This window comes from Ornithinimicrobium sp. INDO-MA30-4 (assembly GCF_021535045.1).
Lineage (GTDB): Bacteria > Actinomycetota > Actinomycetes > Actinomycetales > Dermatophilaceae > Ornithinicoccus.
Window position 1 is genome coordinate 2627189 of record NZ_CP091056.1, and the last position, 23953, is coordinate 2651141.

Genomic DNA, 23953 nt, shown 5'->3' on the forward strand with positions numbered 1-23953 from the left:
CTACGTCTAAAGACGCAGCCGCTCATCTGAGGTGAAGAGCGCTTGGCTTAAGAGACGGCCAAGCCGACCGCGAAGAGGACGGCAAAGGCCAACTGCGCAATGCCAGTCCACGCGAGCGCGGGGATGAGCGCAGCGCCGGTGGCACTCGACATCACCAGACGTAGCGGCACGGCAGCAACGGGTGCGGCCACCAAAGTGATGAGCACCCACGGTGAGCCAATTGAGGCCAGCGGGACCATGAAGTATGCGACACCGATCAGGCCCGCATAGAACGTCCGAGTGGCTACCGGGCCGAGCCGAACGGCCAACGTGCGCTTGCCAACTGGCGGTCTCCCGGAATGTCGCGCAGGTTGTTAACAACCAAGAGAGCGCAGGCAAAGCAGCCGATGGCAATCGCACCGGCGAGGCCCTGCAGGCTCAACGCGTGCGACTGGGTCCACTGGGTGCCCAGCACTGCGACCAAGCCAAAGAAGACGAAAACGGCGACTTCGCCCAGTCCGCGATAGCCGTATGGCTTGTCGCCCCCGGTGTAACGCCAAGCCGCCACGATGGCGGCCGCGCCCATAAAAGCAACAGCCACGCGCCAGAGACAGCCACCAGCGCCATGCCAGCCAGTGCGGCAAAGCCAAAGGAGGCATACGCGGCAGTTTTGACAGCTAGCGGGTCAGCTAACTTTGCCCCACCAAGCGCACTGGCCCAACGCGGCTGTTGTCGGTGCCGCGGATGCCATCGGAGTAGTCGTTGGCATAGTTCACGCCAACTGGAGAGACACGGCAACCAGCAGGGCGAGGATGGCCCAGCCGAGCTCTGCTTCTCCCTGGGCTGCGGCCGCTCCGGTGCCGACTGCCACGGGCGCAAAGGCCGCGGGAAGGGTGCGGGGACGTGCCCCAGCAACCCACTGTTGAATTGTTGCCATGCTGCTAAATCCCCCGTAGGAAGTCTGGATCGTCATCCGGCCCCAATGGCCCCCGGCGTCCGCCCTTGCCGCCCTCGGGGCGGGGTCGTCCCAACAACAGCCAGGCAATGCCACCGAGGGAGTCGTGATGATCGTCAGGGTGACCCACAGCCATTTGGGCAGTCGGCGGACCTCGTCTTTGTCGGATTTCACCGCGTCGACGACGCAATAAACCGTGAAAGCGAAGAACGCCACGGCGAGGACAACACGAAGCATGAGTGACCTAGCTAAGAGGGGAGCGGAACTACCTCATATTGTGCCACCTGAGTCAGTGAGCAACCTGCGAAGGGTGGCTTTGTCGACCTTGCCGCTTGGTAAGAGCGGCAACTGGTCCAGCACCATGATGTCCCGGGGGATCTCGTGAGCATCTAGGGAGTCGCGCAAGGCGCCTCGTAGCCAGGCGGTGGCATTCGCAGGCGCGGCGGCGGGGTCATCCAGCACCACGGCCGCCACCAGTCGTTGGCCCCATTCGGGGTCAGCGATTCCCAACACACAGGCTTGCTCAATGTGCGAGACCTCCTGCAGGGATGCCTCAACCCGAGCGGGCAGCACCTTCTTGGCGCCCGTGTTGATGACGTCATCGGCGCGGCCCAGCACCTGCCAGACTCCATCTCGCTGTTCGCCTAGATCTCCGGTGGTAAACCAGCGGCGTCCTTGGTCGTGACGAAAGGAAGCCGTGGTGAGTTCGTCATCGCCGAGGTAGCCACGGGCCAGGCTGGGCCCACTCAACTGCAGTCGTCCATCGTCTGTGGTGCGCACCGCATACCCCGGCAGTGGGGTGCCGTTGTAGAGGCAGCCGCCGCCGGTTTCGGTCATGCCGTAGGTGGTGATGGTGGAAATGTCGTGCGCGTCGAGTTGGGCTTTCATCGCAGGAGGTAGCGCCGCGCCGCCGACCAGGACGGTGTGGAAGGACTGGAGTGCAGCTATCCCGACTGGGTCGGACAGCAGGCGGTGGACCTGTGTGGGGACAAGGGCGGTGTAGCGCCGCTGAGCCAGGTTCATCCGGGCGCTTGCTTCGGCAAAGGCAGCGATCGAGAAGTGACCGCCTCCAGTGGGCAGCAGCACAGGAGGAATGCCAGCGAGAACGGACCTGGTCCACACTTGCCAGCCGGCGATGTGGCCCAGCCGCAACGGCTGCAACCACTGGCCGGGGCCGCCGAGGTGCTCCAACGTGGCCTCTGCGGAGGCTCGGAGCGCGTCCCCGTCCAGCACCACCCATTTCGGCAGGCCCGTCGAGCCGCTGGTAGCCATCGCGATCGCAGCGCCGTTGAGGAGCCCAGCATCGCTGCTGGAGGAATCTGGTGCAGAAACACTACTCCCCCGGGGGCTATTAAGACGGGATCGGCTCCGCTTAACGCGGCTGCGACCACATTCCACGCCTGCTCCGGGGGAGGGTGTCAAGGACTAACTCCACGTGGTGTTCATACCCTGTGAGGTAGACCAATCACAATGAGGTTGCTCAGCTGCCGCTGAAGCTCTCGTCAAGGCTGACGAACCAGTCGCCGTCGTGCTTGTACAAGACGATGGAGTCTTCGCCGAAGCCCTCAGCAAACAGTTCGTTCATGTTGTCGCCGGTGACGGTGGCCTTGTCGCCATCAATCTGAGCACCGTCGATCTCGATCAAGTCAATGATCGCGATCTCTTCTTCGGTCATCAAGCCTTCGAGGGTGGGGACCACGAGGGATTCGCACAATTCAACTTCGTCCGGGCTGTCGGTCATGGGGCCGTCGTTGTTGAAGTTGAGAATCAACTGGCACAACTCGGGGTCGGCCGTCGACAACGCGGTCATGAAGTCTTCGGTCACCGTCGCTGCGGCTTCGCCATCAGCCCCGCCGTTGCCACCAGCGGCACCAGTCTCTTCCTCGGTGGTCGCCTCCTCCGTGGTGGGCTCCTCCGTGGTGGGCTCCTCAGAGGTCTCTTCCTCGATGGTCGCCTCCTCCGTGGTGGGCTCCTCGGTCGTCGGCTCCTCGGTCACCGAGGCAGCCTCAGGAGTGGTCGCTTCGGCGACGGATGGGCCGTCGTCGCTGCCGCCACATGCCGCGAGCAGAATCAGAGGGGCAGCGAATGCGCTAGCCAGGGTGCGTCGCATCTTTCGATCCGTTCGTGTGTCAAAGCAAGGGAGATAAACATGATGTTGGGTGAGTATTCCACGATTGGCACCCGAAGTGGCTGGACTGTGGTGAAACCGTAATGGAACGGGTTCCCTAGAAGTACCAGGGGTAGGCAGACCAGTCCGGGGCTCGCTTCTGCAGGAAGGCGTCTCGACCCTCCACGGCCTCGTCGTTCATGTAGGCCAATCGAGTCGCTTCACCAGCGAAAACTTGCTGCCCATTGAGACCATCATCGACGGCGTTGAAGGCAAACTTGAGCATCCGCTGAGCAGTCGGGGACTTGCCCATAATCTCGGTGGCTGCCTTAAGCGACTCAACTTCCAGCTCGGCATGATCAGCGACGATGTTGACCGCGCCCATCCGCTGCATGTCTTCGGCTGAATAGGTTCGACCCAAGAAAAAGATCTCGCGGGCGTTCTTTTGGCCAACCATCTTGGCCAGGTAGGCCGACCCGTAGCCTGCATCGAAGGATCCGACATCGGCATCGGTTTGCTTGAACTTGGCGTGCTCACGAGAAGCGATTGTCAGGTCACAAACAACGTGCAGTGAGTGCCCACCGCCAGCGGCCCAACCGTTGACCACCGCGATCACTACCTTGGGCATCGTGCGGATCAGGCGCTGCACCTCCAAGATGTGCAGTCGTCCGCCCGCAGCCTTAACCCGCGCTTCATCAACGGTGTCTGCCGTCTCACCTTCGGCGTACTGATAGCCAGAGCGGCCGCGGATGCGCTGATCGCCGCCGGAGCAAAGGCCCACCCGCCGTCCTTGGCGCTGGGGCCATTTCCGGTGAGCAAGATGACGCCGACGTCGGGAGTCATCCGGGCGTGATCCAGCGCGCGATACAACTCATCCACAGTGTGCGGGCGAAAAGCGTTGCGCACCTCCGGCCGATCAAAGGCGATCCGGACACAACCCGTCGAGCGCGCACGGTGATAGGTGATGTCGGTGAAATCGAACCCAGGCACCACCTCCCACTCATCGGCATCGAAGATCGGCGAAATGGGGGCATCGTTGTTTGCTGCAGTCACGGATACGACAATAGGGCGATGAGCCAATCACTGCGCACCCGGTCGCTGGCCGAGTTGGGCATTGCCCCAGCCGACGTCATTGACTCAGCAGTGGTGGTGCAGATCCCGATGCGGGTCCGATTTCGAGGCTTAACCCACCGTGAGGCCACCTTGATCCGGGGGCCACAGGGGTGGGCTGAGTTTTCTCCTTCCCGGAGTATGCGGACGTCGAGTCTTCGCGTTGGCTGCGCTCCGCGGTGGAGTCAGCTTGGGGCGGATGGCCACCTGCAGTGCGAGACGTCGTCCCGGTCAACGCCACGTTGCCAGCCGTCAGCGTCGACCAGGTGCCGGGCATCTTGGACCGCTTCCTGGCTGTCGCACCGTCAAGATCAAGGTGGCTGAGCCGGGCCAATCGCTGCGCGATGACATCGAAAGGGTGGCTGCTGCCCGCGACTACCTGGGGTCCGCAGGCAAGATCCGGGTGGATGCCAACGGAGGTTGGGACGTTGGCGCCGCGCTGGTGGCCATCGCGAAACTGCACCAGTGGGACTTGGGTATGCCGAGCAGCCAGTGCCGGAAGTCGCCAACCTTGCGCAGTTGCGGGTCTTGCTGGCTCACCGGGGATCAGCGTGCCGATTGCTGCCGATGAGTCGATTCGCAAGGCCGAAGACCCGTTCCTGGTGGCCAAGTTGGAAGCTGCGGACCTGATGGTCGTCAAAGTGGCTCCGCTGGGTGGGGTGCGTTCGGCGCTCGACATCGTGGCTCAGGTTGGCTTGCCGGCCGTTGTCTCCAGCGCGATCGACACCTCAGTTGGCTTAGCCGCCGGTGTGGCGCTCGCGGCTGCATTGCCCGATTTGCCCTACGCGTGCGGGCTCGGCACAGCCGCGCTGCTGGATGGTGACGTGGTGGCCAACTCGCTGTTGCCGACAGAGGGGAGCCTGACCCTCGAGCGCGCGACCCACGCCATACACAATGTGTCGCAGGGTGACGTGGAGCAATGGCGGGCCGAGCCGGCTCGTGAGGACTGGTGGAAGTCGCGGCTGGAACGTTGTGTGGCGCTGATCACATAGGGATTGGCTCAGCACGCAATTTACGTCGGGGAAACATTAGGAGCACGCCTGTTACAAGACTGCGCCGCTTTTCTTAACAACAGCGGCGCATATTTCTCTCCAGAGGCGCCGCAACCCTGGCGGTGCCCCCTGAAACCACTCTGGAGAACCTCATGGAGCTAACTGCAGGCGACGTTTGGGTGATGATGTCGGCCGCCTTAGTGCTGCTGATGACGCCGGGACTCGCATTCTTCTACGGCGGGCTGACCCGCACCAAGGCCGCACTCAACATGATGATGATGAGCTTTGTCTCCATCGGCATGGTGGGCGTTATCTGGGTCCTTTGGGGCTACTCGATGAGTGGCGGCGAGTCGGAGGTGTTCGGTCTGTTTGGCAGCCCGTTCACCAACTTCGGCCTGTCCAACCTTGTCGGAACCACTGACCTCATCGGCGCAGCCTTCGGGGCCACGTTTGCCATCATCACCGTCGCCCTGATTAGCGGCGCCGTGGCAGACCGCACCAAGTTCGGTGCCTGGACCGTCTTCACGGCCGTATGGGTCACCTTGGTCTACTGCCCGCTGGCCTTCATGGTCTGGGGTGGTGGCTTGCTAAGCGCAGATGGCTACATCGGCGAGGCCTTCGGTGAGGCCATCGACTACGCCGGTGGCACCGTCGTGCACATCAACGCAGGTGTAGCAGCGCTCATCCTGGTTTACATCATTGGTCAGCGCTCTGACTTCGGCAAGATCGGCTTCCACAAGCCGCACAACATCCCACTGGTGATGATCGGCGCAGCCCTGCTGTGGTTTGGCTGGTTCGGCTTCAACGCTGGCGCGGCAACCACGGCTGAAGAGGGTGGCCTGATCATGGTCAACACCATGGTTGCTCCGGCCGCAGCGATGCTCGGCTGGTTGGCGGTGGAGCGCATCCGCGATAAGCGCTACACCTCGGTGGGTGCAGCCTCGGGTGTTGTTGCAGGCCTGGTCGCCATCACCCCGGCGTGTGCAAATCTCAGCCCCGTAGGTTCCATCGCCCTGGGCCTGATCGCTGGCGCAGCGTCGGCCTACGCCATTGGCCTGAAGTACAAATTCGGTTATGACGACGCCCTCGACGTTGTCGGCGTGCACCTGGTCGCTGGACTGATCGGCACCGTCGGTATCGGTTTCCTGATGATCCCAGTGGATGGCGTTGGTGGCGGCTTGTTCTACGGCGGCGGCGTCGACCAGCTGGTCGCCCAACTTGTCGCGGCAGTCTTCACGATCGCCTTCACCGGTGTCTTGACCTTCGCTATCGGAATGGCGATTGCCAAGACCATTGGCTTCCGAGTGGCAGCCGATGTCGAAGAAGAGGGCGTCGACAAGCGCTCGCACGGCGAAAGCGCCTACGAGTTCGGCGGTTTGTTCGCCGGAGTTGAGGACAGCGAAGAGAAGGTCGACGCCTAAGTCCCCTGCTCGATAGCGTCAAGAAGCAGTCTCGGCCGCAGGGCCGGGGCTGCTTTTGGGTTAAGGGGATAGCCTAGGAAAACAACGCAGACTGGCTGCGCATTTTCGCGTGCGCCAAATCTGCCCAACTAACGCAACGATGAGGTGTTCACGTGCCTACGGGCAAGGTCAGGTTCTACAACGAGGACAAGGGCTTCGGCTTCGTTTCAAGTGACGAAGGCGCCGATGTTTATGTCCACTCCAGCGCGCTGCCCTCGGGTGCCACCGCGTTGGCCGCGGTGCCCGAGTCGAATTCGACGTGGCTCAAGGTCGCCGTGGCGATCAGGCCCTGCACGTCCGCCTGCTCGACGAAGCCCCTTCGGTTGCCAGGTCAAAGGCGCTGCGTCAGCGCAAGCCGGCCGATGAGCTAGTCCCCGTGGTTGAAGACCTGATCACGCTGTTGGACTCATCGTCGGACTCGCTGCGCAAGGGCGCTACCCCGACAAGAACGTGTCATTGGCACTGGCTAAGGCGCTGCGCGGGGTCGCAGACCAGTTTGAGGCTGGAGCCTGAGCATGGCCGCCCGCAAGGTCGACACGATGTTGAGCGGAGCCGTCGAGGTTGCTCGACTGGCTGCGCTCGACGTCGCTGAGCCTGGCACGGTCGGTGAGCATCTCGGCGTCCTAGGTGAAGCGGAGCGTCTTGTGACGCACTACTTCGCCTGCACTTCCCGGGCGTACCGGGGTGGCGCTGGGCCATCACGCTTTCCCGTGTGCCGCGCGGCCGCAAGGCCACGGTCAGTGAGACGCACCTGGTGCCGGGCGACGAAGCATTGTTGCCGCCGGATTGGTTGCCCTACGTGGAGCGCCTGCAGCCTGGTGACATCGGTGCTGGTGACAGCACGCCATACGTCGAAGATGACGCGTCTCTGGAAGGCGGCTTTGAAGCCACCGGAGACGAGGACGTCGACCAGGTGGGTTTCTTTGAGCTCGGTCTAGGTCGCAAGCGGGTCTTGTCCGCTCAAGGTCGGGACCGAGCGGCCCAGCGTTGGTATGACGGGTCGCACGGGCCAAGCGCCGAAGTGGCTCGCAAGGCCTCGGCAAACTGCACCAGTTGTGGCTTTTTTGTCCCGATGGCCGGAGCGCTCCGATCCGTTTTGGGGTATGCGCCAACGAGTGGTCGCCCAGCGATGGCACGGTCGTCAGCCTGGATCACGGCTGCGGCGCGCACAGCGAAGTTGATGTCGAGCAACGCAAGCCGGATCACGTGGGCCCCTCGTGCTGGACGACTCTTCCGTTGAAGTGACGCAAGGCACCGAATAACTGCAGTTCTCGGGCATCAGCCAGGGGTGAAGTTCGGCTAGCATGGCGAGCGTTCTTGGCGCATCGGTGCGTCTTACCAACCTCACCTTCACGTTCTCCGAGGTACCTCTGCATGTCCACTGTGACCACGGACTCTCAGGCCAAGGGCCTAGACCGCTACTTCCAGATCTCTCAGCGCGGATCGACGCTCAGTCGCGAGGTCCGAGGTGGCATCGCCACCTTCTTCACGATGGCCTATATCGTGGTGCTGAACCCGCTCATCATCGGCACCGTCCCCGATGGCACCGGCGAGTTTTGGCCGATGGCGATCTCAGCAAGATCGCGGCAGCCACTGCGCTGGTCGCGGGCATCATGACGATCGTGATGGGTGTCGTCGCTAACTATCCCTTGGCTCTGGCCACCGGATTGGGCCTCAACGCCTTCGTTGCGTACGGCATCGCCAACCTTGATGGCGTCACCTGGGCTGACGCGATGGGACTCGTTGTCCTTGAAGGCCTAATCATCTTGATCTTGGTGCTGACCGGCTTCCGCGAGGCTGTTTTCCGCGCGATCCCCAGCCAACTCAAGACAGCGATCAGCGTTGGTATTGGCCTCTTCATCACCATTATCGGCTTGGTTGACGCAGGCATTATTCGCAAGCCTGCGGGCCCGGTGCCGCTGGAATTGGGCGTCGGTGGCTTCCTCGCTGGGTGGCCTACTTTGGTCTTCGTGATCGGCCTGCTGACCATCATTTCGTTGATGGCGCTGCGGGTCCAAGGCGCGATCCTTTACGGAATTGTCGGCTCGACCGTGCTGGCCATCGTGCTCGAAGCCTGGCTCAACATCGGCACCCAGACCGATGCCACCGGTGAAGTCGTGAACCCAACCGGGTGGGCCTGACCTCACCAACCTTGCCGGAAAGCATCGTGCAGACCCCCGACTTTGGCCTGCTTGGCCAGTTCAACCTGCTGGGGTCGTTCTCCGCCCTCGGCGGCGTTTCGGTCTTTTTGTTGGTCTTCACCCTGATGCTGGCTGACTTCTTCGACACGATGGGCACCATGGTTGCCGTCGGCTCCGAGGCTGGCCTGCTCGACGAAGAGGGCAACCCGCCCAACACCCGTCGGATCCTGGTCGTCGACTCGCTCGCCGCCGTCGCCGGTGGTGCTGGCAGCGTGAGCAGCAACACCGCATACATCGAGTCCGCCTCTGGTGTGGGCGAAGGTGCGCGCACCGGTTTTTCTTCGGTCGTCGTCGGCATCATGTTCTTGCTGGCCACTTTCCTGTCGCCGCTGGTCGCCATCGTGCCGTACGAGGCCGCCACGCCGGCGCTGGTCGTCGTCGGCTTCTTGATGATGCAGCAGGTCAAGGGGATTGACTGGGATGACATCGAGATCGCTTTCCCGGCCTTCCTGACCATCGTGTTCATGCCCTTCACCTACTCGATCACCGCAGGTATTGGTGCTGGCTTCGTGGCATACGTGTTGCTGAAGGTGGTGCGCGGTAAGGTTCGGGCAATTCACCCACTGATGTGGCTGGTTGCTGGACTCTTCGTCATCTACTTCGCCATTGACCCGATCCGTGGGTGGCTTGGGGCCTGATACGACGCACGATGAGCTGCGCGCACTCGCTCAAGGAGTCCGCACGGCTGACGTGGTTGACGCGCTGAGGCGGATGTATTCACACCGCACCCACATGCTTGATTTCGTTAGCCCCAATCGAGATGGCCGGACCCTCTTTGGGCCTGCTGTCACCATCAGCTATATGCCGGCTCAGCCGGAGCGGATGCCGTCCAAAAATACAACTTCGCGAACCTGTTTTATGAGGCCATCGGAGATGACGGCGACGGCAAGGTGTTGGTGCTAGCTGGCAACGGGCATCCGGACGCTTCGCCGGGCGGTGGCACCAAGATGCTGCGCGTAGGCGTGCAGGGGCTTGCCGGGCTGTTGGCTGATGGCCGGTTGCGGGATTTCACTGAGTTGAAAGACCACGACTTCACGACTTTCTGCCGAGGTGAAACGACGGCGGCCGGGGGTGGCCTGATTGGCCCCCTATGAGGCCAACCGGCCCGTCGTTGTTGCCGGGGTGACGGTTTTCCTGGGGACTATGTCTTTGGCGATGACTTTGGCGTCTGCATCATCCCCGCCGATGCGGTGCGCGAGGTCCTCGAAGCAGCCAAGGGCATAGTGCAAGAGGATGTCGATTTTGCGGTGGCGATCCGCGCGGAGACGCCGCAAAGCCACCTGGGTGCCGCTGAACAGTAGTGGCGAGGCTTTGGGCTCCTCGGCATTTAGCCGCAGGGAATAGTTAGCAAGGCTAACTAGTTGTCGTGACTAATGAGTCACGAATCTGCCACCGCTCCCAATCGCAATCCCAGTCCCAGCTCGAGCCAGCGTCCCGAGGCCAGCGATCCTGCAGCCTTGGCACACGACATACGAATGGCGTGTATGCGGGTAGCCCGCCAGGTGCGGCTGGATGGTGCCGGTGACTTGCCAGCCCACCACTGGTGCGCTGGCGCGGCTGACAGAGGCGCCGGGGGCAGCGGGAGATTTGGCCGAACGCGAGCGGGTCAGCGCGCCAAGCATGACTCGAACGATCGCCGCTCTCGTCGAGCAAGGCCTCGTCGTGCGGCAGCCAGACGCCAGCGATGGCCGCGTGACGCTGTTGGCACCGACGCAGCAGGGGCGTGACTTTGTCGTGAAGGAGAAGGCGCGCCGCGACGGGTGGATGGCTGCCCGTCTTGAGGGTATGTCGGAGCACGAGCGAGACGTGTTGGCGCAAGCCGCCGTTTTGTTGGGGCAGGTGGCCACCAAGTGAGCACGATGTTCGCGGCCCTGAAGGTCCGCAACTACCGGGTGTATGCCGCTGGTGGCATTGTCTCCAACACCGGGACCTGGATGGGGCGAGTGGCCCAAGACTGGGTTGTCCTCACTGAGTTGACTAACAACTCAGCCCAGGCCTTGGGCATCGTGACCGGCCTGCAGTTCCTGCCGATGCTGCTGCTTGCGCCCATCGGTGGAGCGATCGGTGACCGCTTCCGCAAGCGGGACGTCATGTTGGTCACCCAGTCGGTGATGGCGCTGACAGCCGTCCTGATGGGTGTCATGGTCATCGGCGGCCACATGGAGTTGTGGCACATGTATGTGCTCGCCTTCTTGCAGGGTTGTGCTGCCGCAATCGATGCGCCAGCACGCCAAGCCTTCGTCTCTGAGATGGTCCCGCCCAAGCTGTTGACCAACGCCGTCGGCCTGAACAGCGCGTCCTTCCACAGCGGCCGGTTGGTTGGCCCAGCCGTCGCTGGTCTGCTCATCGCCGCCATCGGCACCGGTCCAACTCTGCTGATAAACGCGGCAACCTTCGTCGCCGTGCTGCTGGCGCTGCTTTCGTTGCGGGTCGATGACCTAGATCTGGCACCCCAAAGCAAGGGGCGTGGTCGGATCGCCGAAGGCTTGCGCTATGTGCGGCACCGTCCCGACATCATGCTCATCATGGCCCTGGCTTTTGTGCATGGCACGTTTGGGATGAACTTCCAGATCACTAACGCGTTGATGGCCACCTCGGTCTTTGACCGTGGCGTCGAAGACTATGGACTGGTCGGCTCGGTAATGGCCATTGGCTCGCTAGCCGGTGCGTTGCTCGCAGCCCGACAGAGTCGACCGCGCTGGCGCCGATTGCTCGGGGCGATGTTTGGATTCACGGCAGCAACTCTGGCAGTCGGCTTGGCCCCGACCTGGCCGATCTTCGTCGTGTTGTTGATCCCGACCGGCTTCTTTGCCCTCACCGTCATGGTGACAGCCAACTCGATGGTGCAACTGTCCGTCGACTCAGCGGTGCGCAGCCGAGTGATGTCGCTCTACATGGCCGTGTTTTTGGTGGGACACCGCTCGGTGCGCCACTGGTTGGCTGGATCGGTGACGCCTATGGCGCTCGCTGGACCATCCTGATTGCCACCGTCATGACCGGTTTAGCAGCAACGGCTGCGACGATATATCTCATGCGCGCTGACCATCTTTCGATTCGTCGAGGCAATCGACTTCGACACCCGATCCAACTTGTCCGTGGACCGGTCGAGACTATGCCCGAGCAGGCCCGCTGATGGATGCGCGCACTCGACGTTTCCTGGTGCTGGCTGCCCTCGCGTTAATGCTGGCGGCAGCGGCAGTGGCCAGCGCCCTGAATTAGCTCTCTGCAGGTCGCTTGATAAAGAAGGTCAGCGTCACGCCGAGGGTGGAAATGACGGCCCCGGTCAAGAAGGCGGCGCTGATGCCGGCTGACAGTGACTCGATCTCGCCGAGATCGCTCTGACCGATCTGAACGGCGCTCATGATGGTGACAAAAGCGCTGTCCCGGCTGCGCCCGCGACCTGCTGCACCGTGCCGACAATCGCGCTGCCATGTGGATACAGGTGCGGTTGCACCGAGCCGAGAGCCGTGGTGAAGAGCGGGGTGAAGAGCATCCCGAGGCCAATGCTGAGCACGACGTGGCCGGCCAAGATGGCCCACGGTGGGGTGCCACTGCCGGTCAGGGTCAGCAGCCAGAGAACTGAGCTCACGATCACGGTGCCGGGGATCAGCAATGGGCGAGGGCCAACCCGGTCAAGGCGCGACCGATGGGTGGCCCCATCAAACCCATCATCAGACCGCCGGGGAGCAACAACAGTCCGACCGCCAACGGTTCCAGCCCCAGCACGCCCTGCAGATAGAACGGCAGCAAAACGATGGTGCCAAAGAGGGCCATCATGCTGGTCATCATCAACAAGATCGAAAGCGAGAAGTTCAGGCTGGCGAAGGTCGACAAGTTGAGCAGTGCGTCATCGCCGAGGCGAATTTGGCGCCAAACGAAGAGGGCCAGGGACACCAGGCCGATGCCTAGCGGGATCAACAGGCCCGCGATGTCGCCGCCAACGCTCTCACCGATCTGAGTCAACGCATACACCAAGCCACCGAAGCCAAAGCCGCTCAGCACCACCGAGAGTAGGTCAACGGAGAGCGCCCGAGGCTCGCTGATGTTGGAGATGTACCGCATGCCAATCAGCAGCATCACGAGGGCAATCGGCAACATCATCAAGAACAGCGAACGCCAGCCCAAGGTGTTGAGCAGGACGCCCGAGATCGTTGGTCCCATGGCCGGGGCAACCGAGATCACGATGGAAACGCGGCCCATGATCCGCCCACGATCCTTTGGCGGGACGAGCGTCATGACTGTTGTCATCAGCAGCGGCATCATGACGGCGGTGCCGGTCGCTTGCACGATGCGACCCACCAACAGGAACTCAAAGCCAGGTGCGGTTGCCGCAACCAGCGTGCCGGTGCTAAAGAGCCCGAGGGCCGTCGCAAACAGGGTGCGAGTGCTCAGGCGCTGGATCAGGAACCCAGTGATTGGGATGACGACGGCCATGGTGAGCATGAAGCCGCTGGTCAGCCACTGGATAGCGGACTCGCTGACACCCAGCTCCACCTGCAAGACAGGGAGCGCGACAGCGAGCAGCGTCTCATTCAGGATGACGACGAACGCGGCCGCCAGCAGCAGCCAAATGACACCCATCTCTCGGGTGGTCAACTCACGCGGAGCCTTGGGGGTCGGCGCTTCGTCAACAGGGCCCGCAGGGGCAAGGCGTTCAGTCACAGATCGGTCTTTCTAGGGAGCCGGATCGAGATTCCTCACGCCGGGGATGTTCAATGGGATCGCAACGGAAAATTGGCAGCCAATATTCCGCGACGATGGCGTCCACCCGAGGAGCATTGTGACCTTCACGACCCGCCCCACCCTGACCGGCACGTTTGGCATGGTTTCCAGCACGCATTGGCTGGCGTCATCCTCGGCGATGCGGATACTGGAGTTGGGGGGCAACGCCTACGACGCCGGGGTGGCCGCAGGGTTTGTCTTGCAGGTCGTCGAGCCGCATCTGAATGGCCCCGGCGGTGACCTGCCAGCCATCATCGCCGGACCCGGGCGCTCGCCATTGGTGCTTTGCGGTCAAGGCCCAGCCCCGGCCAACGCAACACCCGAACACTTCGCAGACCTGGGTATGTCCATGGTCCCCGGCTCCGGCCCGCTCGCTGCGGCTGTGCCCGGTGCGGTAGAGGCATGGATGCTGCTCTTGAGGGACTACGGCACGATGACGCCGCGACAGGTTTTGGAACCTGCTCTTGGGTATGCGCGGGACGGGCATCCGCTGCTGGGTGCGGTCGCGGTCACCGTGGAGCGAGTCAGCGACCTGTTTGCCACGCACTGGCCGACCTCAGCCCAAGCGTGGCTAGCCGATGGGCAAGGGCCGGTCGCCGGGCAGCTGTGGCGCAATGAAGCGTGGGCGGCCACGTTGGAACGGCTAATCGTGGCCTCGGAAGCTGTCGAAGGCGGCCGCGAGGAGCAGATTGATGGCTTCCGAGCTGAATGGTCGAGCGGGTTTGTGGCTCAGGCGATAGCGGACTTTGCCACGCGTCCCTTTCGGCATAACGGGGGCGAAGTGGCCCCCGGCGTAATCACCGCCGATGATCTCGCTTCCTATGAAGCGACCTGGGAGGAGCCAGCAACGCTGGAGTTTGCGAGGCACACCATCGCCAAAACTGGCGGTTGGGGTCAGGCCCAGCGCTGCTGCAGGTGCTTGGCATGCTCGATTCGCTGAGCGATCAGGACCCGGCGGTGCTCGACCCGGACTCGGCTGTTGGGCTGCATGCCACTAACGAGGCATGGAAACTGGCGATGGCCGATCGTGAGGCTTGGTTGGGTGACAGTGCCGAAGTGCCGCTCGAGGCCCTGCTTGACCGTGACTACTTGGCTCAGCGGGCCGGGCTGATTGGTGACCGGGCCGACCTGGGCGTGCGGCCGGGCCAACCCGGGGCGCCACGCCTCGGATGGCTGAGTTGGCGCTCGCGGAGGTTGAGCACCCGGTCGACGCGACGGTGGGTGAGCCCACGGTTCGTCGCGATGGCGTGACTCGCGGAGACACCTGCAACGTCGACGTCGTCGATCGATGGGGCAACATGATCTCGGCGACGCCCAGCGGTGGCTGGTTGCAGTCGTCGCCAATAATCCCGGAGTTGGGCTTCCCGCTGGGCAGCAGGCTGCAGATGATGTGGCTTGAGCAGGGATTGGTGTCCTCATTGGTGCCGGGCAAGCGGCCCCGCACGACGCTGACCCCGACCATGGTCTTGCGCGACGGTCAGCCAGTGCTGGCCTGTGGCTCACCCGGTGGAGACCAGCAGGACCAGTGGCAATCGCTGTTCTTGCTGCGTCACCTCGTGGGTGGCGCCACGCTGCAGGAGGCGATCGATGCCCCGATGTCGCACACGACCAGCTTCCCCGGTTCGTTCTATCCGCGGGCGATCGAGCCAGGTGTCGTCGTGGCCGAAGACCGGATCGACGATCAGGTGCTGGCTGGCCTCGAGGCCCAAGGGCACCTGCTGCAACTCAGTGGTGCTTGGACCCTCGGGCGGATGTGCGCGGTGGCCCGCGACCCGCATACCGGAATCATTTCGGCCGGGGCCAACCCACGCGGAATGCAGGGGTATGCGGTGGGCCGCTAGCCCAGAGTCGGGGGAGTGGGAGGCGTATCGCCCTCGCCCTCATCCTTCAGCCGATAAGTCGACGCGGCCGGCTTGGTGCCGCCACGGCGGTTAGCGGGCTTGCGGCGCTTGAAACTGGCCGGCCCGCTAGTGCGCTGGCCGGGCAAGACCCGCTTGCTGAGGTCAGCATGCTGCAGCAAGTCGTTGTAGGAGGCTGACGTCGGCGGGTGCACGGCGATAGGTTCATCGCCGGAGAACACGATCCAATGCGCCTTGTTCTTGTAGAAAACCTGCAGGATGCTGCCGTTCACCACCGTGCCAGCGTGCTGCAACGCCTTTTTGCGCTGGTTGCCCTTAGCTACCTTGTCCTGGACGAACTTCTCGGCTGGCTCACGTTGACCCTTGAGTTGTTCAACGACCTGTGGGCCGTACTTTTGTGCCGCTGTGTAGACCAGCGGACCGTATTTGAGTGCGGCTCCGACAGCCTTGCTCTTGCCTGGCATGTGATCGCCTCCTATATCAATGCCTGTGGTCCTAGCCTAGATCGTGCCTGCGACAATGGCTGCATGGGCATCCAAGCGCGCACAGATTACAACTCTGACGGTCTCGATGAAGACACGTTTGCTTCGTCTCCGCTGGCGCAGATCCAGGAGTGGGTCGATGCCGCACTACAGCAGCAGGAGGCCAAAGGCAATGTGCCCGAGCCGATGGCTATCCACTTAGCCACAGTGGATGCCGACGGGTTTCCGGACGTCCGCACTGTGCTCATGCGGTTGCTTGAGGGCCGCGGTCTGGCCTTCTTTACCAACATCGATTCAGCCAAGGGCCAACAGATTCGGGCGCAGGACCATGTTGCTGCCGCCCTGGTGTGGCCCTCAATGTTCCGGGCGATTCGGTTCCGGGGCGTTGCCGTCCCCGTGTCCCGCGAGGACGTGCTGGAGTATCACCAAAGCCGCCCGTATGGATCCCGCATTGGGGCCTGGGCCTCCGCGCAATCTCAGGTGGCTGCCACGCGCGAAGTCGTGCACACGGCATACCGGGAGTTGGAAGAGCGCTTCCCAGACCATGGAAACGTTGATGATGTGCCGCTGCCGGAGCACTGGGGCGGCTGGTGGATCGAGCCGACCAGCGTGGAGTTTTGGGCCGGACGTCGCAGCCGCTTGCACGATCGCCTGCGGTTGACGCGGACCGGGTCAGGTGACCTTTCAGACCTGACGGCATGGACGATGGAGCGGCTACAGCCCTAGCCGTCGTGGGCCTAGCGGTCGGTGTAACCCAACGCGGCCAAGTCCTCACGCGGCTCTGCATCCGCGCATCCAGGTAGTCCCACATCAAATAGATCTCGGACTCCTGGCCGTTGACCATCGCTTGAGCGAGGTCGGTCACTTGTTGGTCGGCGGCTGTGTCGAGCGCTGCCTGTGCCATGTCGACGCCGGCCAAATGGTGGGTGATCATCAATTGCAAATAAAGGATCTCGGCGTCTTCACCTTCAGCGCTGCGCAATTGATCCATTTCGCCCAAGGTCGCCATCCCAGGCATGGCGCGATAGTCCGACTCTCCGGGAGTGCCTTCGCTAGCCATCGACATACCGCTATATCCACGCTCAGTGCTCTCCAGCGCTGACATGTCGTGGTGGCCGGCCATTGATCCGTCGTCTTGCACCATCCACTCCATGCGAGTGCCGTCGCCAGCGAGTGGCAGGTCCCACTCAATGAGCCACGATTGCATCCGCCCGATTTGGTTGCTCTGGGTCGTGGCGATGTCGTAGGTCAAAAACCCGATGTCGTCGCTGTCCGACTCGCTGAGCGTGATGAGCGACATGTCGACTGCCTGGGCGTGGTGCTCGGCCATGTCCCGAGCGAAGCCGGCTTCAACAGAGTCGTTGTCCGGGGTCGACGGGTTTAACAACCACGCGGCAAAGAGCAGGACCGCGATGGCCAAAGCCCCAGCAAGGGCTAGCGGGGCAAACCGAGACCGCACGTTGGGTGACGTGTTCCCGCGTGTCACTTGCCTGCTTCAACCAAGTCGACGGCTGTGCCACCAGTGCAAGCGGCGCCTGGCTCAGGGGTCTGCGGGCCTTGACGGTATTCACCGATGAAGGTCGACAAGCGGGGGTCGTCGGCGGAGTCTGCCTCCAGTTGCAAGCCCCAAGCGGTGGCCACGACGGGCGCTGTCTGGTCGGCAACGGGGGAGAGGATCATGTAGGGCTGGTCGGCCAGGCCTTGCAGCGTCTCGAGTTCCGCTGCGGGCAGATCAGGCTGGTAGGAGAGCCAGACGGCACCATGCTCGAGCGAGTGCACTGCGTGGTGCTGCGGAACCTCTTCGGTGTAGACGCCACAGTTCAGCCATGCCGGGTGGTGGTCGCCGCCCGGAGGCGGTGACTGGTCGTACTCCACTGCCTCAACAAGGTGGTCTCGGCCCAAGTCCTCATACTCTTGCACTGCGTCAAGCGTCGGGCGGTTGGCAATCGCGAAGCCGACGGCGCCGACAATAAGGAGAAGCACGAGTCCCAAGGCGCCCCAGATAGTGAAGAGACGACTGCGGTCCTTGCGCTTGGCCTCTTTCTGAATAGCGGCCACTTTGGCATTGCGATCGGACGACTGCGGACGTGCCATGGTTGGTTACTCCTCGTTGACAGCTCAAGAAGACGCAATGGTACGAGGATTGTCTGTGAGCAACCGTAGAATCAAGGCAGGCCACAAGGAGGCAGCGCAGATGACTGATCTGATTGACACCACTGAGATGTATCTCAAGACCATTTATGAGTTGGTTGAGGACGGTGTCACCCCGATGCGTGCGCGCATTGCCGAGCGTCTGGGCCATTCCGGCCCGACCGTGAGTCAAACCGTTGCGCGGATGGAACGCGATGGTTTGTTGCACCTTGAGCAGGATCGTCGCTTGCACCTGACCGACCTCGGCGAGGTCACCGCGATGCGAGTGATGCGCAAGCACCGGCTGGCCGAGCGTCTCTTGATTGATGTCATCGGCCTAGACCCGGCCTATGTGCACGACGAGGCTTGCCGCTGGGAGCACGTGATGAGCGATCGCGTGGAGAAGCACATCCTCACCTTGATCCAAGACCGAGAGCGCTCGCCCTATGGCAACCCCATCCCTGGGTTGTCTGAGTTGGGGATCGACCAGCCGGCAGTGCCCGCGGGCGGATCGCCGGTCACTTCAGTTGTTAAAGAAGAAGTAAAGTCGTGGCGGCTGATTCGTCTCGGTGAGCCGGCCCAGGTTGATCCCGAGGTTTTGGACCTGCTGCTGCACGCTGGCGTTGTTCCAGGCGCTAGTGTTGACCTGCAACAAGAGGGCGATCGTGTGTTGCTCACCGGGCCTGAGGGCGAGCGGATCTCACTTCCGCACGATGTGGCGCTCCACCTCTTCGTCACCGCCGTGTGACCTGCGGGTTTACTAAAAGTTCCGCCTTGCGGCGCTCTCGATATCGTTTCGTGATGTGAACTCCGTCACGAAAACGCTTGCAGCCTAAGTTGCCTACGCGTATTTATGCAGGTCAGAGGGGTTCAACTAAAGACTGTTGAAAAAGATCGGTTTTTGCCTTTACCTAAACGTGACATTCCCGGAGTCGGCACTGTAGTGTTCTTCTTGTCGCGCTAGAACAGCGAGACACTCACCGTGAAGCCGAATCCTGTCACTGCGGTTGAGTCCTGCAATATCCGCTTGACAGGAGCGGGGGACCCAAGTCTGGGATCGAGCAAGGATCCCTAGGGGCTAAGACAGCCTCCGATTACGGAGCTTGTCCGGGCAACTCCAGCCCGAGCCCGACAGCTCACCCCGTAGGTTCATGGAGAGGTATACCTGTGTCGCAAATCTTGAATGGCCGCCACCGCGCGCCGCACGCCCTTTCGGCCAAGAGCATCGCGTTCTCGCGTACTGCCAAGGCCACTGCCATTGCAGCCACCTCAGGTGGACTGCTGGCCACGATCGCCGTTCCCGCCAACGCTGCCCCCCGCGGTGTCGTTGACGATGTCGCCGCCGTGTCCGCTGGCTCCAACTCTTCCGCCGTTAACCTGCTCTCAGTTGACTTGAACAGCGTCATCGAAAGGGCGGACCGTCCGGTTGAGGCCGCTGTTGCGCCGCAGGCCCCCGCCGTCGTCGCAGTTGAGACCTTCGGCACCGCCGGCTTCGTCGGCGTTGAGCCGGAGCCCGAGCCCGAGCCGGAGCCCGTCGTTGAGGCAGCTCCTGCTGAGACCACGGCCACCGCCGCTCCTGCTGCTGAGACCACGGCCACCGCCGCTCCTGCTGCTGAGACCACGGCCACCGCCGCTCCTGCTGCTGAGACGACTGCTGCCCCGGCCGAGACCTCCGCTCCAGCGCAGACGTCCACCACAAGCAACGAGTCGGCTCCGGCCACTACGTCTGCTTCGACCTCGCAGCGTTCCACCTCCAGCAGCGCCAGCCGCTCGCAGACCACCACGGCTGCTGCTCCTGCCCCGGCACCTGCTGCTTCCGGTTCCGGCATCATCGGCACCGCTGCTGCTTACACCGGCATCATGTATGTCTTCGGTGGCACCACTCCTGCAGGCTTCGACTGCTCGGGTTACACCAGCTACGTGTACGCCCAGAACGGCATCTCGTTGCCCCGCACCGCCGCTGCTCAGCAGTCGATGGCTACCCCGGTCAGCAACCCTGTTCCCGGCGACTTGGTCTTCTGGGGCTACCCGGCTTACCACGTTGGCATCTACGCCGGCGATGGCATGATCTACGACTCGGGTCGTGCAGGCATCCCCACCCAGAAGCGCAACATGTTCTCTGGCGTATCGGGCTACGGCCGCGTTGGTTAATAGCCACTGAGTTTGATTCTGCGTCAACGATGACGCGACACTCATCGAAGACGTCTGGTGAAGCCCCACACCATCTGGTGTGGGGCTTCACTGTTGTATGTCGCTGCTTGAGCGAGACTCTTTGAGCAGGCTCGACCCTTTGGGGTCTAGCAACTGTCGTTTCTGTGACGGGGTGCTAAGTTCGGGGGAGCGCCGCTATTGGCAGCAGCCGGAGGACGGCGAGCGCTTCACTACGATCCGACGGTGCCGCGCGTAGGCCAGCGTCTTCGACTGCACTTTCCTCGCAGGATGGGCCTGAGACGGCATAGAAAGACCCGGCCCCTCGTGATGTGTGTTCACGGGGAGCCGGGTCTTTGCTGTCGGTATGCGGCGCGCTGACTAGCTCACCGCATACCGACTAGACGTTTGCTGGTTCGGGCAGGTCAGTCTCGTCGTCAAACTCGCCGAGGATCTGCTCGAGGATGTCTTCGAGTGAAGCCAAACCGACTGTCTGGCCGTTGCCGTCCTGAACTAATGCCAACTGTGCGCGCTGCTGCCGCAATGCACTCACTGCGTCAATGAGATGCATCGACGCGGGCAGTGCGACCGTCTCTTGGATGAAGTCTGTCAACGGGCGGTCTTGCTGGCCGCCAGCGGTTGCTCGCATCGCGTCGCGCACGTGAACCAAACCAGTGACCTGGCGATTCTGTGTGACGAAGAGTCGGCTGCGACCGCTGTCACGTGACAGTGCCTCGACGTCGAGCGCGGTGCCATCCGAGGCGATAGTGACTGCCTCGCTCAGCGGGAACATCACAGCTGCGATGGTCTCGTTCTCCAAGCGCAATGCACCGGTGAGCATGGCGTGCTCCTGGTCGGGCAGGACGCCGTGCTCGTGTGAGGTCGACAGCAAGAGTTGCAGGTCAGCTGGGCCGCGACGGCCACTCTCGCCTGAATCGACGGGCTCGACTTTGAAGAGCTTGAGCAAGGCGTTGGCGATTTCGTCCAGCACGAAGATCACCGGACGGAAAACCCAGGTGAAGGCCCTGAAGGGCATCGCCAGGATGAGAGCCGAAGACTCGGGGTGCGAAATCGCCCACGACTTCGGAGCCATCTCACCGACAACCATGTGCAAGAAGACCACGATGGCCACGGCGATGATGACCGAAATGAGGTGCATCAACGACTCGGGCACGTGAATGGCGTGCAGCAAGGGCTCCAAGAGTGCGGCAATTGCCGGCTCCGAAAGAGCCCCCAAGCCCAGGGTGCACAGCGTGATTCCCAATTGGGCACCCGCCAGCATCAGGCTCAGTTCCTTGTTCGCGTTGACAGCTGCCTTGGCAGCGCGGCTACCTTCAGCAGCCTTCTCTTCGAGGCGGTGGCGCTTAGCGGCAACGACAGCGAACTCGGCCGCAACAAAGAAGCCGTTGAGGGCCAGTAGGACAACAGAGATCAGCAGAGCTGTTCCGGTGCTCATGAATCCACCTTCTTAGTGCCGTGATCCTTATCGGCCGCATCGTCGCTATCGTCGTTGGCGGCCTCGACCACGTTGCCGTCCTCGTCGGTGATGACCGCTTCGTGGATCACCACCGTGTCGGGCACGTGCCTGGTCAAGGACTTCACTTCGATATGGACGCTGCTGGTTTGCGGCTCTCCATCGTCGTTGCGGGTTTCCACACAACGTCGAGCTCGTCGCCCACCTCAGCCATTCGTCCAGTGTGTCCATGACGAGGCCAGACAACGTGTCATAGTCCTCGTCCTCGGGCAGCTCAATGTTGGTGATGTCTTCGACTTCGTCCATCCGCAGGCGAGCCGGTAGTTCCCAGGAGCCGTCGGCGCGTGCCTCTGGCTGATCTTCGTGCAGATCGTCTTCGTCCCAGATCTCACCGACAACTTCCTCGGCAACATCTTCGAACGTGATGACGCCGGCGAAGCCGCCATACTCGTCGACAACAACCGCGATCTGGCGGTGGGACTCGCGAAGGCGTTCCAGCACACGTGGGAGCGGCAGCGACTCGGGCAGGATCACTGCTTCGTCGACAATGTCACGAACGGGAGTGTGGGCGCGCTCTTCGGGGCTGATCTGCAGCAGTTCATGCAGACCAACCACGCCAACGATGTCGTCGACATCACGGCCAACCACGGGGAAGCGGGAGTGCCCCGTCTCCAACAGCTCCAGCACTCGGGCTGCTGGCTCATCTGCCTGGACGATTTCAACGTCGATCCGAGGCGTCATCACCTCTTCAGCCGCGTGGCCACGGAAAGCCAAACCGCGCCCCAGCAAGCGGCTGAGGTCATCGTCGAGCAGGCCGCCCAGGGCAGATTCTTCGATGATGCGGTGAAGGTCTTCTGGGGTTGCGCCCTGCGGCAGCTCCTCGACTGGCTCGATGCCCACTGACCGCAGCAGCTTGTTAGAAGCTTTGTCGAAGATAGTGATGATCGGGCCAGCGAGCTTGAGGTAGATCAACGTGGAACGCGACAGCGCTCGAGCCAACGGAACGGTCTTAGCGATCGCCAAGTTCTTTGGCCCCAATTCGCCTAGAACCATCTGCACGAAGGTGGAGAAGACCAACACGAAGATCACGGAGATCGAGAGCAGCGCAGCGGAGGATAGTCCGGTGAAGCCAAACGCATTAGCCAGGCCTTGGCCAAGCAGTGGTTCACCAGCGAATCCCACGAGGAGCGCAGTCAGTGTGATGCCGAACTGCGCTCCCGACAGAGTGAAGGAGAGCCGAGAGGTGATCTTGAGCGCACGCTCTGCGGCGGCGTCACCCTCGTCGGCGAGTTGTTTTAGTTTGCCGCGGTCAACGGAAACGTAAGCAAATTCTTGGGCGACGAAGTAACCCGTCAGGGCGGTGAGCCCAAGAATGATGAAGAGACCGCTGGCGATTAACATTGGTGCGCCTTGGTGAGGAGCCGGGCTGAGCCCGGCTTGGTACTACCAGAGACGGCTTCTATAGAAGTCGACATAACACTCAGTTTATCGGATGCACTGACATAGGGTCGAAGCCATGCACGTAGATAGGGCACAACTCACACTTGTTGCCGCTGGTGGGGCGATTGGGGCCGTGCTGCGCTGGTCGGTCGAGCTACTGTATCCCTCCGGTGCGGGTACATTTCCACTCGCGACGCTGCTGACGAATGTCGTGGGTTGCTTTGTCTTGGGGATTGTTGCGGAGTTGGCAACGCGAGACAAGGTCACAGCGAACGGCAAGCTTTTCGTGGGCACCGGCCTCTTAGGTGGGTTCACCACCTTCTCGACGTATGCCGTGCAGGTGGCGGTGCTTGGCGGCGCAGGGGTTGCTGGCACTAGCGACCTAGCCATTGGCCTTAGTTACTTGCTCGTGACGCCGGTGCTGTGTGTTCTTGTGGCTGGGTCCGGGATGTCTATCGCTCGTCGGCTAACGCCAAGGATGGCTTGAGATGGGGTTCTCTACGCTCGGGCTGATGTTCGTCGCGCTCGGTGGCGCGCTGGGGGCCGTGCTTCGACACCTGAGCGCAATTGCAGGATGGGGGCCGTTTCGCGGAATCATGCTGGTCAATGTGTTGGGTTCGGTCGCGCTGGGGGTTGTCGTCGCGCTGTCTGACCGGATTGCGCCGGGGCTAACGTTGGTCCTGGGTGCAGGGCTGTGCGGGGCGCTGACGACCTACAGCACGTTGGCTGTTCAGACCTATGAGGTGTGGCAGCGGGATCGGGTCGCCGCACTGCGCTACCTAGGTCTGACGACGATCTTGGGGCTAATGGGGGCGATGTTGCCGTTGTTGCTGTTGAGCAGCTAGGGATTGATGTCTGCCGCAGATCTGTGACGACCCTCGGCCAGTCCTCGGC

The 23953-nt window shown here is 62.4% G+C and carries 16 protein-coding genes, 9 pseudogenes and 1 riboswitch; of the genes and pseudogenes, 14 read left to right on the forward strand and 11 right to left on the reverse strand.

From position 1 onward, the window contains the following. Nucleotides 1–47: 47 nt before the first annotated feature. From L0A91_RS15900 to L0A91_RS15915, 4 genes and pseudogenes are all read right to left on the reverse strand, one after another. Nucleotides 48–916 (reverse strand): annotated as a pseudogene (locus L0A91_RS15900) (1,4-dihydroxy-2-naphthoate polyprenyltransferase). Between the two features lie 288 nt (nt 917–1204). Next, on the reverse strand, nt 1205–2206 hold the full coding sequence (locus L0A91_RS15905; RefSeq protein WP_235245270.1) for an AMP-binding protein: 1002 nt from the start codon (nt 2204–2206) through the stop codon (nt 1205–1207). A 208-nt stretch (nt 2207–2414) separates the two neighbouring features. Further along, entirely contained in the window at nt 2415–3044 is a 630-nt protein-coding gene (locus L0A91_RS15910) for a hypothetical protein (protein WP_235245271.1), read from the reverse strand. 115 nt (nt 3045–3159) lie between these two features. Continuing rightward, a pseudogene (locus L0A91_RS15915) lies at nt 3160–4094 on the reverse strand (1,4-dihydroxy-2-naphthoyl-CoA synthase). An 18-nt stretch (nt 4095–4112) separates the two neighbouring features. Between L0A91_RS15915 and L0A91_RS15920 the strand changes: the two are divergent. From L0A91_RS15920 to L0A91_RS15930, 3 genes and pseudogenes are all read left to right on the forward strand, one after another. Continuing rightward, nucleotides 4113–5143 (forward strand): annotated as a pseudogene (locus tag L0A91_RS15920) (o-succinylbenzoate synthase). Nucleotides 5144–5295: 152 nt separating this feature from the next. Further along, nucleotides 5296–6564, forward strand: a complete 1269-nt coding sequence (locus L0A91_RS15925) for an ammonium transporter (RefSeq protein WP_235245273.1) — start codon at nt 5296–5298, stop codon at nt 6562–6564. A gap of 152 nt (nt 6565–6716) precedes the next feature. Beyond that, nucleotides 6717–7116, forward strand: a pseudogene (locus L0A91_RS15930) (cold-shock protein). Here the strand turns inward: L0A91_RS15930 and L0A91_RS15935 are convergent. Then, nucleotides 7038–7217, reverse strand: coding sequence for a hypothetical protein (locus L0A91_RS15935; protein WP_235246694.1), 180 nt, complete (start codon nt 7215–7217; stop codon nt 7038–7040). The pseudogene L0A91_RS15930 and the gene L0A91_RS15935 overlap by 79 nt on opposite strands. 98 nt (nt 7218–7315) lie before the next feature. Here L0A91_RS15935 and L0A91_RS15940 point away from each other — a divergent pair. The 5 genes and pseudogenes from L0A91_RS15940 to L0A91_RS15960 all read left to right on the forward strand — a co-directional run bounded on the left by L0A91_RS15940 (nt 7316) and on the right by L0A91_RS15960 (nt 11785). Next, nucleotides 7316–7848: pseudogene (locus L0A91_RS15940) on the forward strand (DUF3027 domain-containing protein). Between the two features lie 129 nt (nt 7849–7977). Next, nucleotides 7978–9442: pseudogene (locus L0A91_RS15945) on the forward strand (NCS2 family permease). A gap of 252 nt (nt 9443–9694) precedes the next feature. Beyond that, entirely contained in the window at nt 9695–9898 is a 204-nt protein-coding gene (locus tag L0A91_RS15950) for a hypothetical protein (RefSeq protein ID WP_235245274.1), read from the forward strand. Between the two features lie 418 nt (nt 9899–10316). Next, the gene (locus L0A91_RS15955) at nt 10317–10658 is read left to right on the forward strand and encodes a MarR family winged helix-turn-helix transcriptional regulator (protein WP_235245275.1); all 342 of its coding nucleotides are present in this window, start codon (nt 10317–10319) and stop codon (nt 10656–10658) included. Between the two features lie 5 nt (nt 10659–10663). Next, nucleotides 10664–11785, forward strand: a complete 1122-nt coding sequence (locus L0A91_RS15960; RefSeq protein ID WP_311198179.1) for an MFS transporter — start codon at nt 10664–10666, stop codon at nt 11783–11785. Nucleotides 11786–12019: 234 nt separating this feature from the next. On the opposite strand, the pseudogene L0A91_RS15975 reads toward L0A91_RS15960, so the two are convergent. Then, nucleotides 12020–13385, reverse strand: a pseudogene (locus L0A91_RS15975) (DHA2 family efflux MFS transporter permease subunit). A 241-nt stretch (nt 13386–13626) separates the two neighbouring features. Here L0A91_RS15975 and L0A91_RS15980 point away from each other — a divergent pair. After that, nucleotides 13627–15367: pseudogene (locus L0A91_RS15980) on the forward strand (gamma-glutamyltransferase family protein). On the opposite strand, the gene L0A91_RS15985 reads toward L0A91_RS15980, so the two are convergent. After that, nucleotides 15364–15849: a hypothetical protein gene (locus L0A91_RS15985; protein ID WP_235245281.1), complete on the reverse strand. Its 486-nt coding sequence runs from the start codon at nt 15847–15849 to the stop codon at nt 15364–15366. The pseudogene L0A91_RS15980 and the gene L0A91_RS15985 overlap by 4 nt on opposite strands. A 63-nt stretch (nt 15850–15912) precedes the next feature. Between L0A91_RS15985 and pdxH the strand changes: the two genes are divergently transcribed. Then, nucleotides 15913–16593, forward strand: coding sequence for a pyridoxamine 5'-phosphate oxidase (gene pdxH, locus L0A91_RS15990; RefSeq protein WP_235245283.1), 681 nt, complete (start codon nt 15913–15915; stop codon nt 16591–16593). A 133-nt stretch (nt 16594–16726) separates the two neighbouring features. Here the strand turns inward: pdxH and L0A91_RS15995 are convergent. After that, nucleotides 16727–17197 (reverse strand): annotated as a pseudogene (locus L0A91_RS15995) (DUF305 domain-containing protein); the annotation flags it as partial. A 152-nt stretch (nt 17198–17349) separates the two neighbouring features. Then, nucleotides 17350–17961 carry a DUF3105 domain-containing protein gene (locus L0A91_RS16000; protein ID WP_235245285.1) on the reverse strand — a complete coding sequence of 204 codons (612 nt, stop codon included), beginning with the start codon at nt 17959–17961 and terminating at the stop codon, nt 17350–17352. A 100-nt stretch (nt 17962–18061) separates the two neighbouring features. Between L0A91_RS16000 and L0A91_RS16005 the strand changes: the two genes are divergently transcribed. Continuing rightward, on the forward strand, nt 18062–18745 hold the full coding sequence (locus L0A91_RS16005) for a metal-dependent transcriptional regulator (protein ID WP_235245287.1): 684 nt from the start codon (nt 18062–18064) through the stop codon (nt 18743–18745). A gap of 228 nt (nt 18746–18973) precedes the next feature. Beyond that, a riboswitch (cyclic di-AMP (ydaO/yuaA leader) is annotated at nt 18974–19161 on the forward strand. Nucleotides 19162–19164: 3 nt separating this feature from the next. Next, nucleotides 19165–20148 carry a C40 family peptidase gene (locus tag L0A91_RS16010; RefSeq protein ID WP_235245288.1) on the forward strand — a complete coding sequence of 328 codons (984 nt, stop codon included), beginning with the start codon at nt 19165–19167 and terminating at the stop codon, nt 20146–20148. 397 nt (nt 20149–20545) lie between these two features. Here the strand turns inward: L0A91_RS16010 and L0A91_RS16015 are convergent, their stop codons facing one another. Further along, nucleotides 20546–21601: a hemolysin family protein gene (locus tag L0A91_RS16015; RefSeq protein ID WP_235245291.1), complete on the reverse strand. Its 1056-nt coding sequence runs from the start codon at nt 21599–21601 to the stop codon at nt 20546–20548. Between the two features lie 45 nt (nt 21602–21646). Continuing rightward, nucleotides 21647–23020, reverse strand: coding sequence for a hemolysin family protein (locus L0A91_RS16020; protein ID WP_235245292.1), 1374 nt, complete (start codon nt 23018–23020; stop codon nt 21647–21649). A gap of 115 nt (nt 23021–23135) precedes the next feature. Here L0A91_RS16020 and L0A91_RS16025 point away from each other — a divergent pair, with 115 nt between their 5' ends. Both L0A91_RS16025 and L0A91_RS16030 read left to right on the forward strand, forming a co-directional pair. Next, entirely contained in the window at nt 23136–23546 is a 411-nt protein-coding gene (locus L0A91_RS16025; RefSeq protein ID WP_235245293.1) for a CrcB family protein, read from the forward strand. A 1-nt stretch (nt 23547) separates the two neighbouring features. Then, complete coding sequence (locus tag L0A91_RS16030; RefSeq protein WP_235245295.1) at nt 23548–23904, forward strand: CrcB family protein; 357 nt, start codon at nt 23548–23550, stop codon at nt 23902–23904. Nucleotides 23905–23953 lie beyond the last annotated feature (49 nt).

What these genes read in the sequence shown, in the direction of transcription:
- L0A91_RS15905 (WP_235245270.1), bottom strand. Translation starts at nt 2,206, where the DNA reads ATGGCTACCAGCGGCTCGACGGGCCTGCCGAAATGGGTGGTGCTGGAC.
- L0A91_RS15910 (WP_235245271.1), bottom strand. Translation starts at nt 3,044, where the DNA reads ATGCGACGCACCCTGGCTAGCGCATTCGCTGCCCCTCTGATTCTGCTC.
- L0A91_RS15925 (WP_235245273.1), top strand. Translation starts at nt 5,296, where the DNA reads ATGGAGCTAACTGCAGGCGACGTTTGGGTGATGATGTCGGCCGCCTTA.
- L0A91_RS15935 (WP_235246694.1), bottom strand. Translation starts at nt 7,217, where the DNA reads ATGCTCACCGACCGTGCCAGGCTCAGCGACGTCGAGCGCAGCCAGTCG.
- L0A91_RS15955 (WP_235245275.1), top strand. Translation starts at nt 10,317, where the DNA reads ATGGTGCCGGTGACTTGCCAGCCCACCACTGGTGCGCTGGCGCGGCTG.
- L0A91_RS15960 (WP_311198179.1), top strand. Translation starts at nt 10,664, where the DNA reads ATGTTCGCGGCCCTGAAGGTCCGCAACTACCGGGTGTATGCCGCTGGT.
- L0A91_RS15985 (WP_235245281.1), bottom strand. Translation starts at nt 15,849, where the DNA reads ATGCCAGGCAAGAGCAAGGCTGTCGGAGCCGCACTCAAATACGGTCCG.
- pdxH (WP_235245283.1), top strand. Translation starts at nt 15,913, where the DNA reads ATGGGCATCCAAGCGCGCACAGATTACAACTCTGACGGTCTCGATGAA.
- L0A91_RS16000 (WP_235245285.1), bottom strand. Translation starts at nt 17,961, where the DNA reads ATGGCACGTCCGCAGTCGTCCGATCGCAATGCCAAAGTGGCCGCTATT.
- L0A91_RS16005 (WP_235245287.1), top strand. Translation starts at nt 18,062, where the DNA reads ATGACTGATCTGATTGACACCACTGAGATGTATCTCAAGACCATTTAT.
- L0A91_RS16015 (WP_235245291.1), bottom strand. Translation starts at nt 21,601, where the DNA reads ATGAGCACCGGAACAGCTCTGCTGATCTCTGTTGTCCTACTGGCCCTC.
- L0A91_RS16020 (WP_235245292.1), bottom strand. Translation starts at nt 23,020, where the DNA reads ATGTTAATCGCCAGCGGTCTCTTCATCATTCTTGGGCTCACCGCCCTG.
- L0A91_RS16025 (WP_235245293.1), top strand. Translation starts at nt 23,136, where the DNA reads ATGCACGTAGATAGGGCACAACTCACACTTGTTGCCGCTGGTGGGGCG.
- L0A91_RS16030 (WP_235245295.1), top strand. Translation starts at nt 23,548, where the DNA reads ATGGGGTTCTCTACGCTCGGGCTGATGTTCGTCGCGCTCGGTGGCGCG.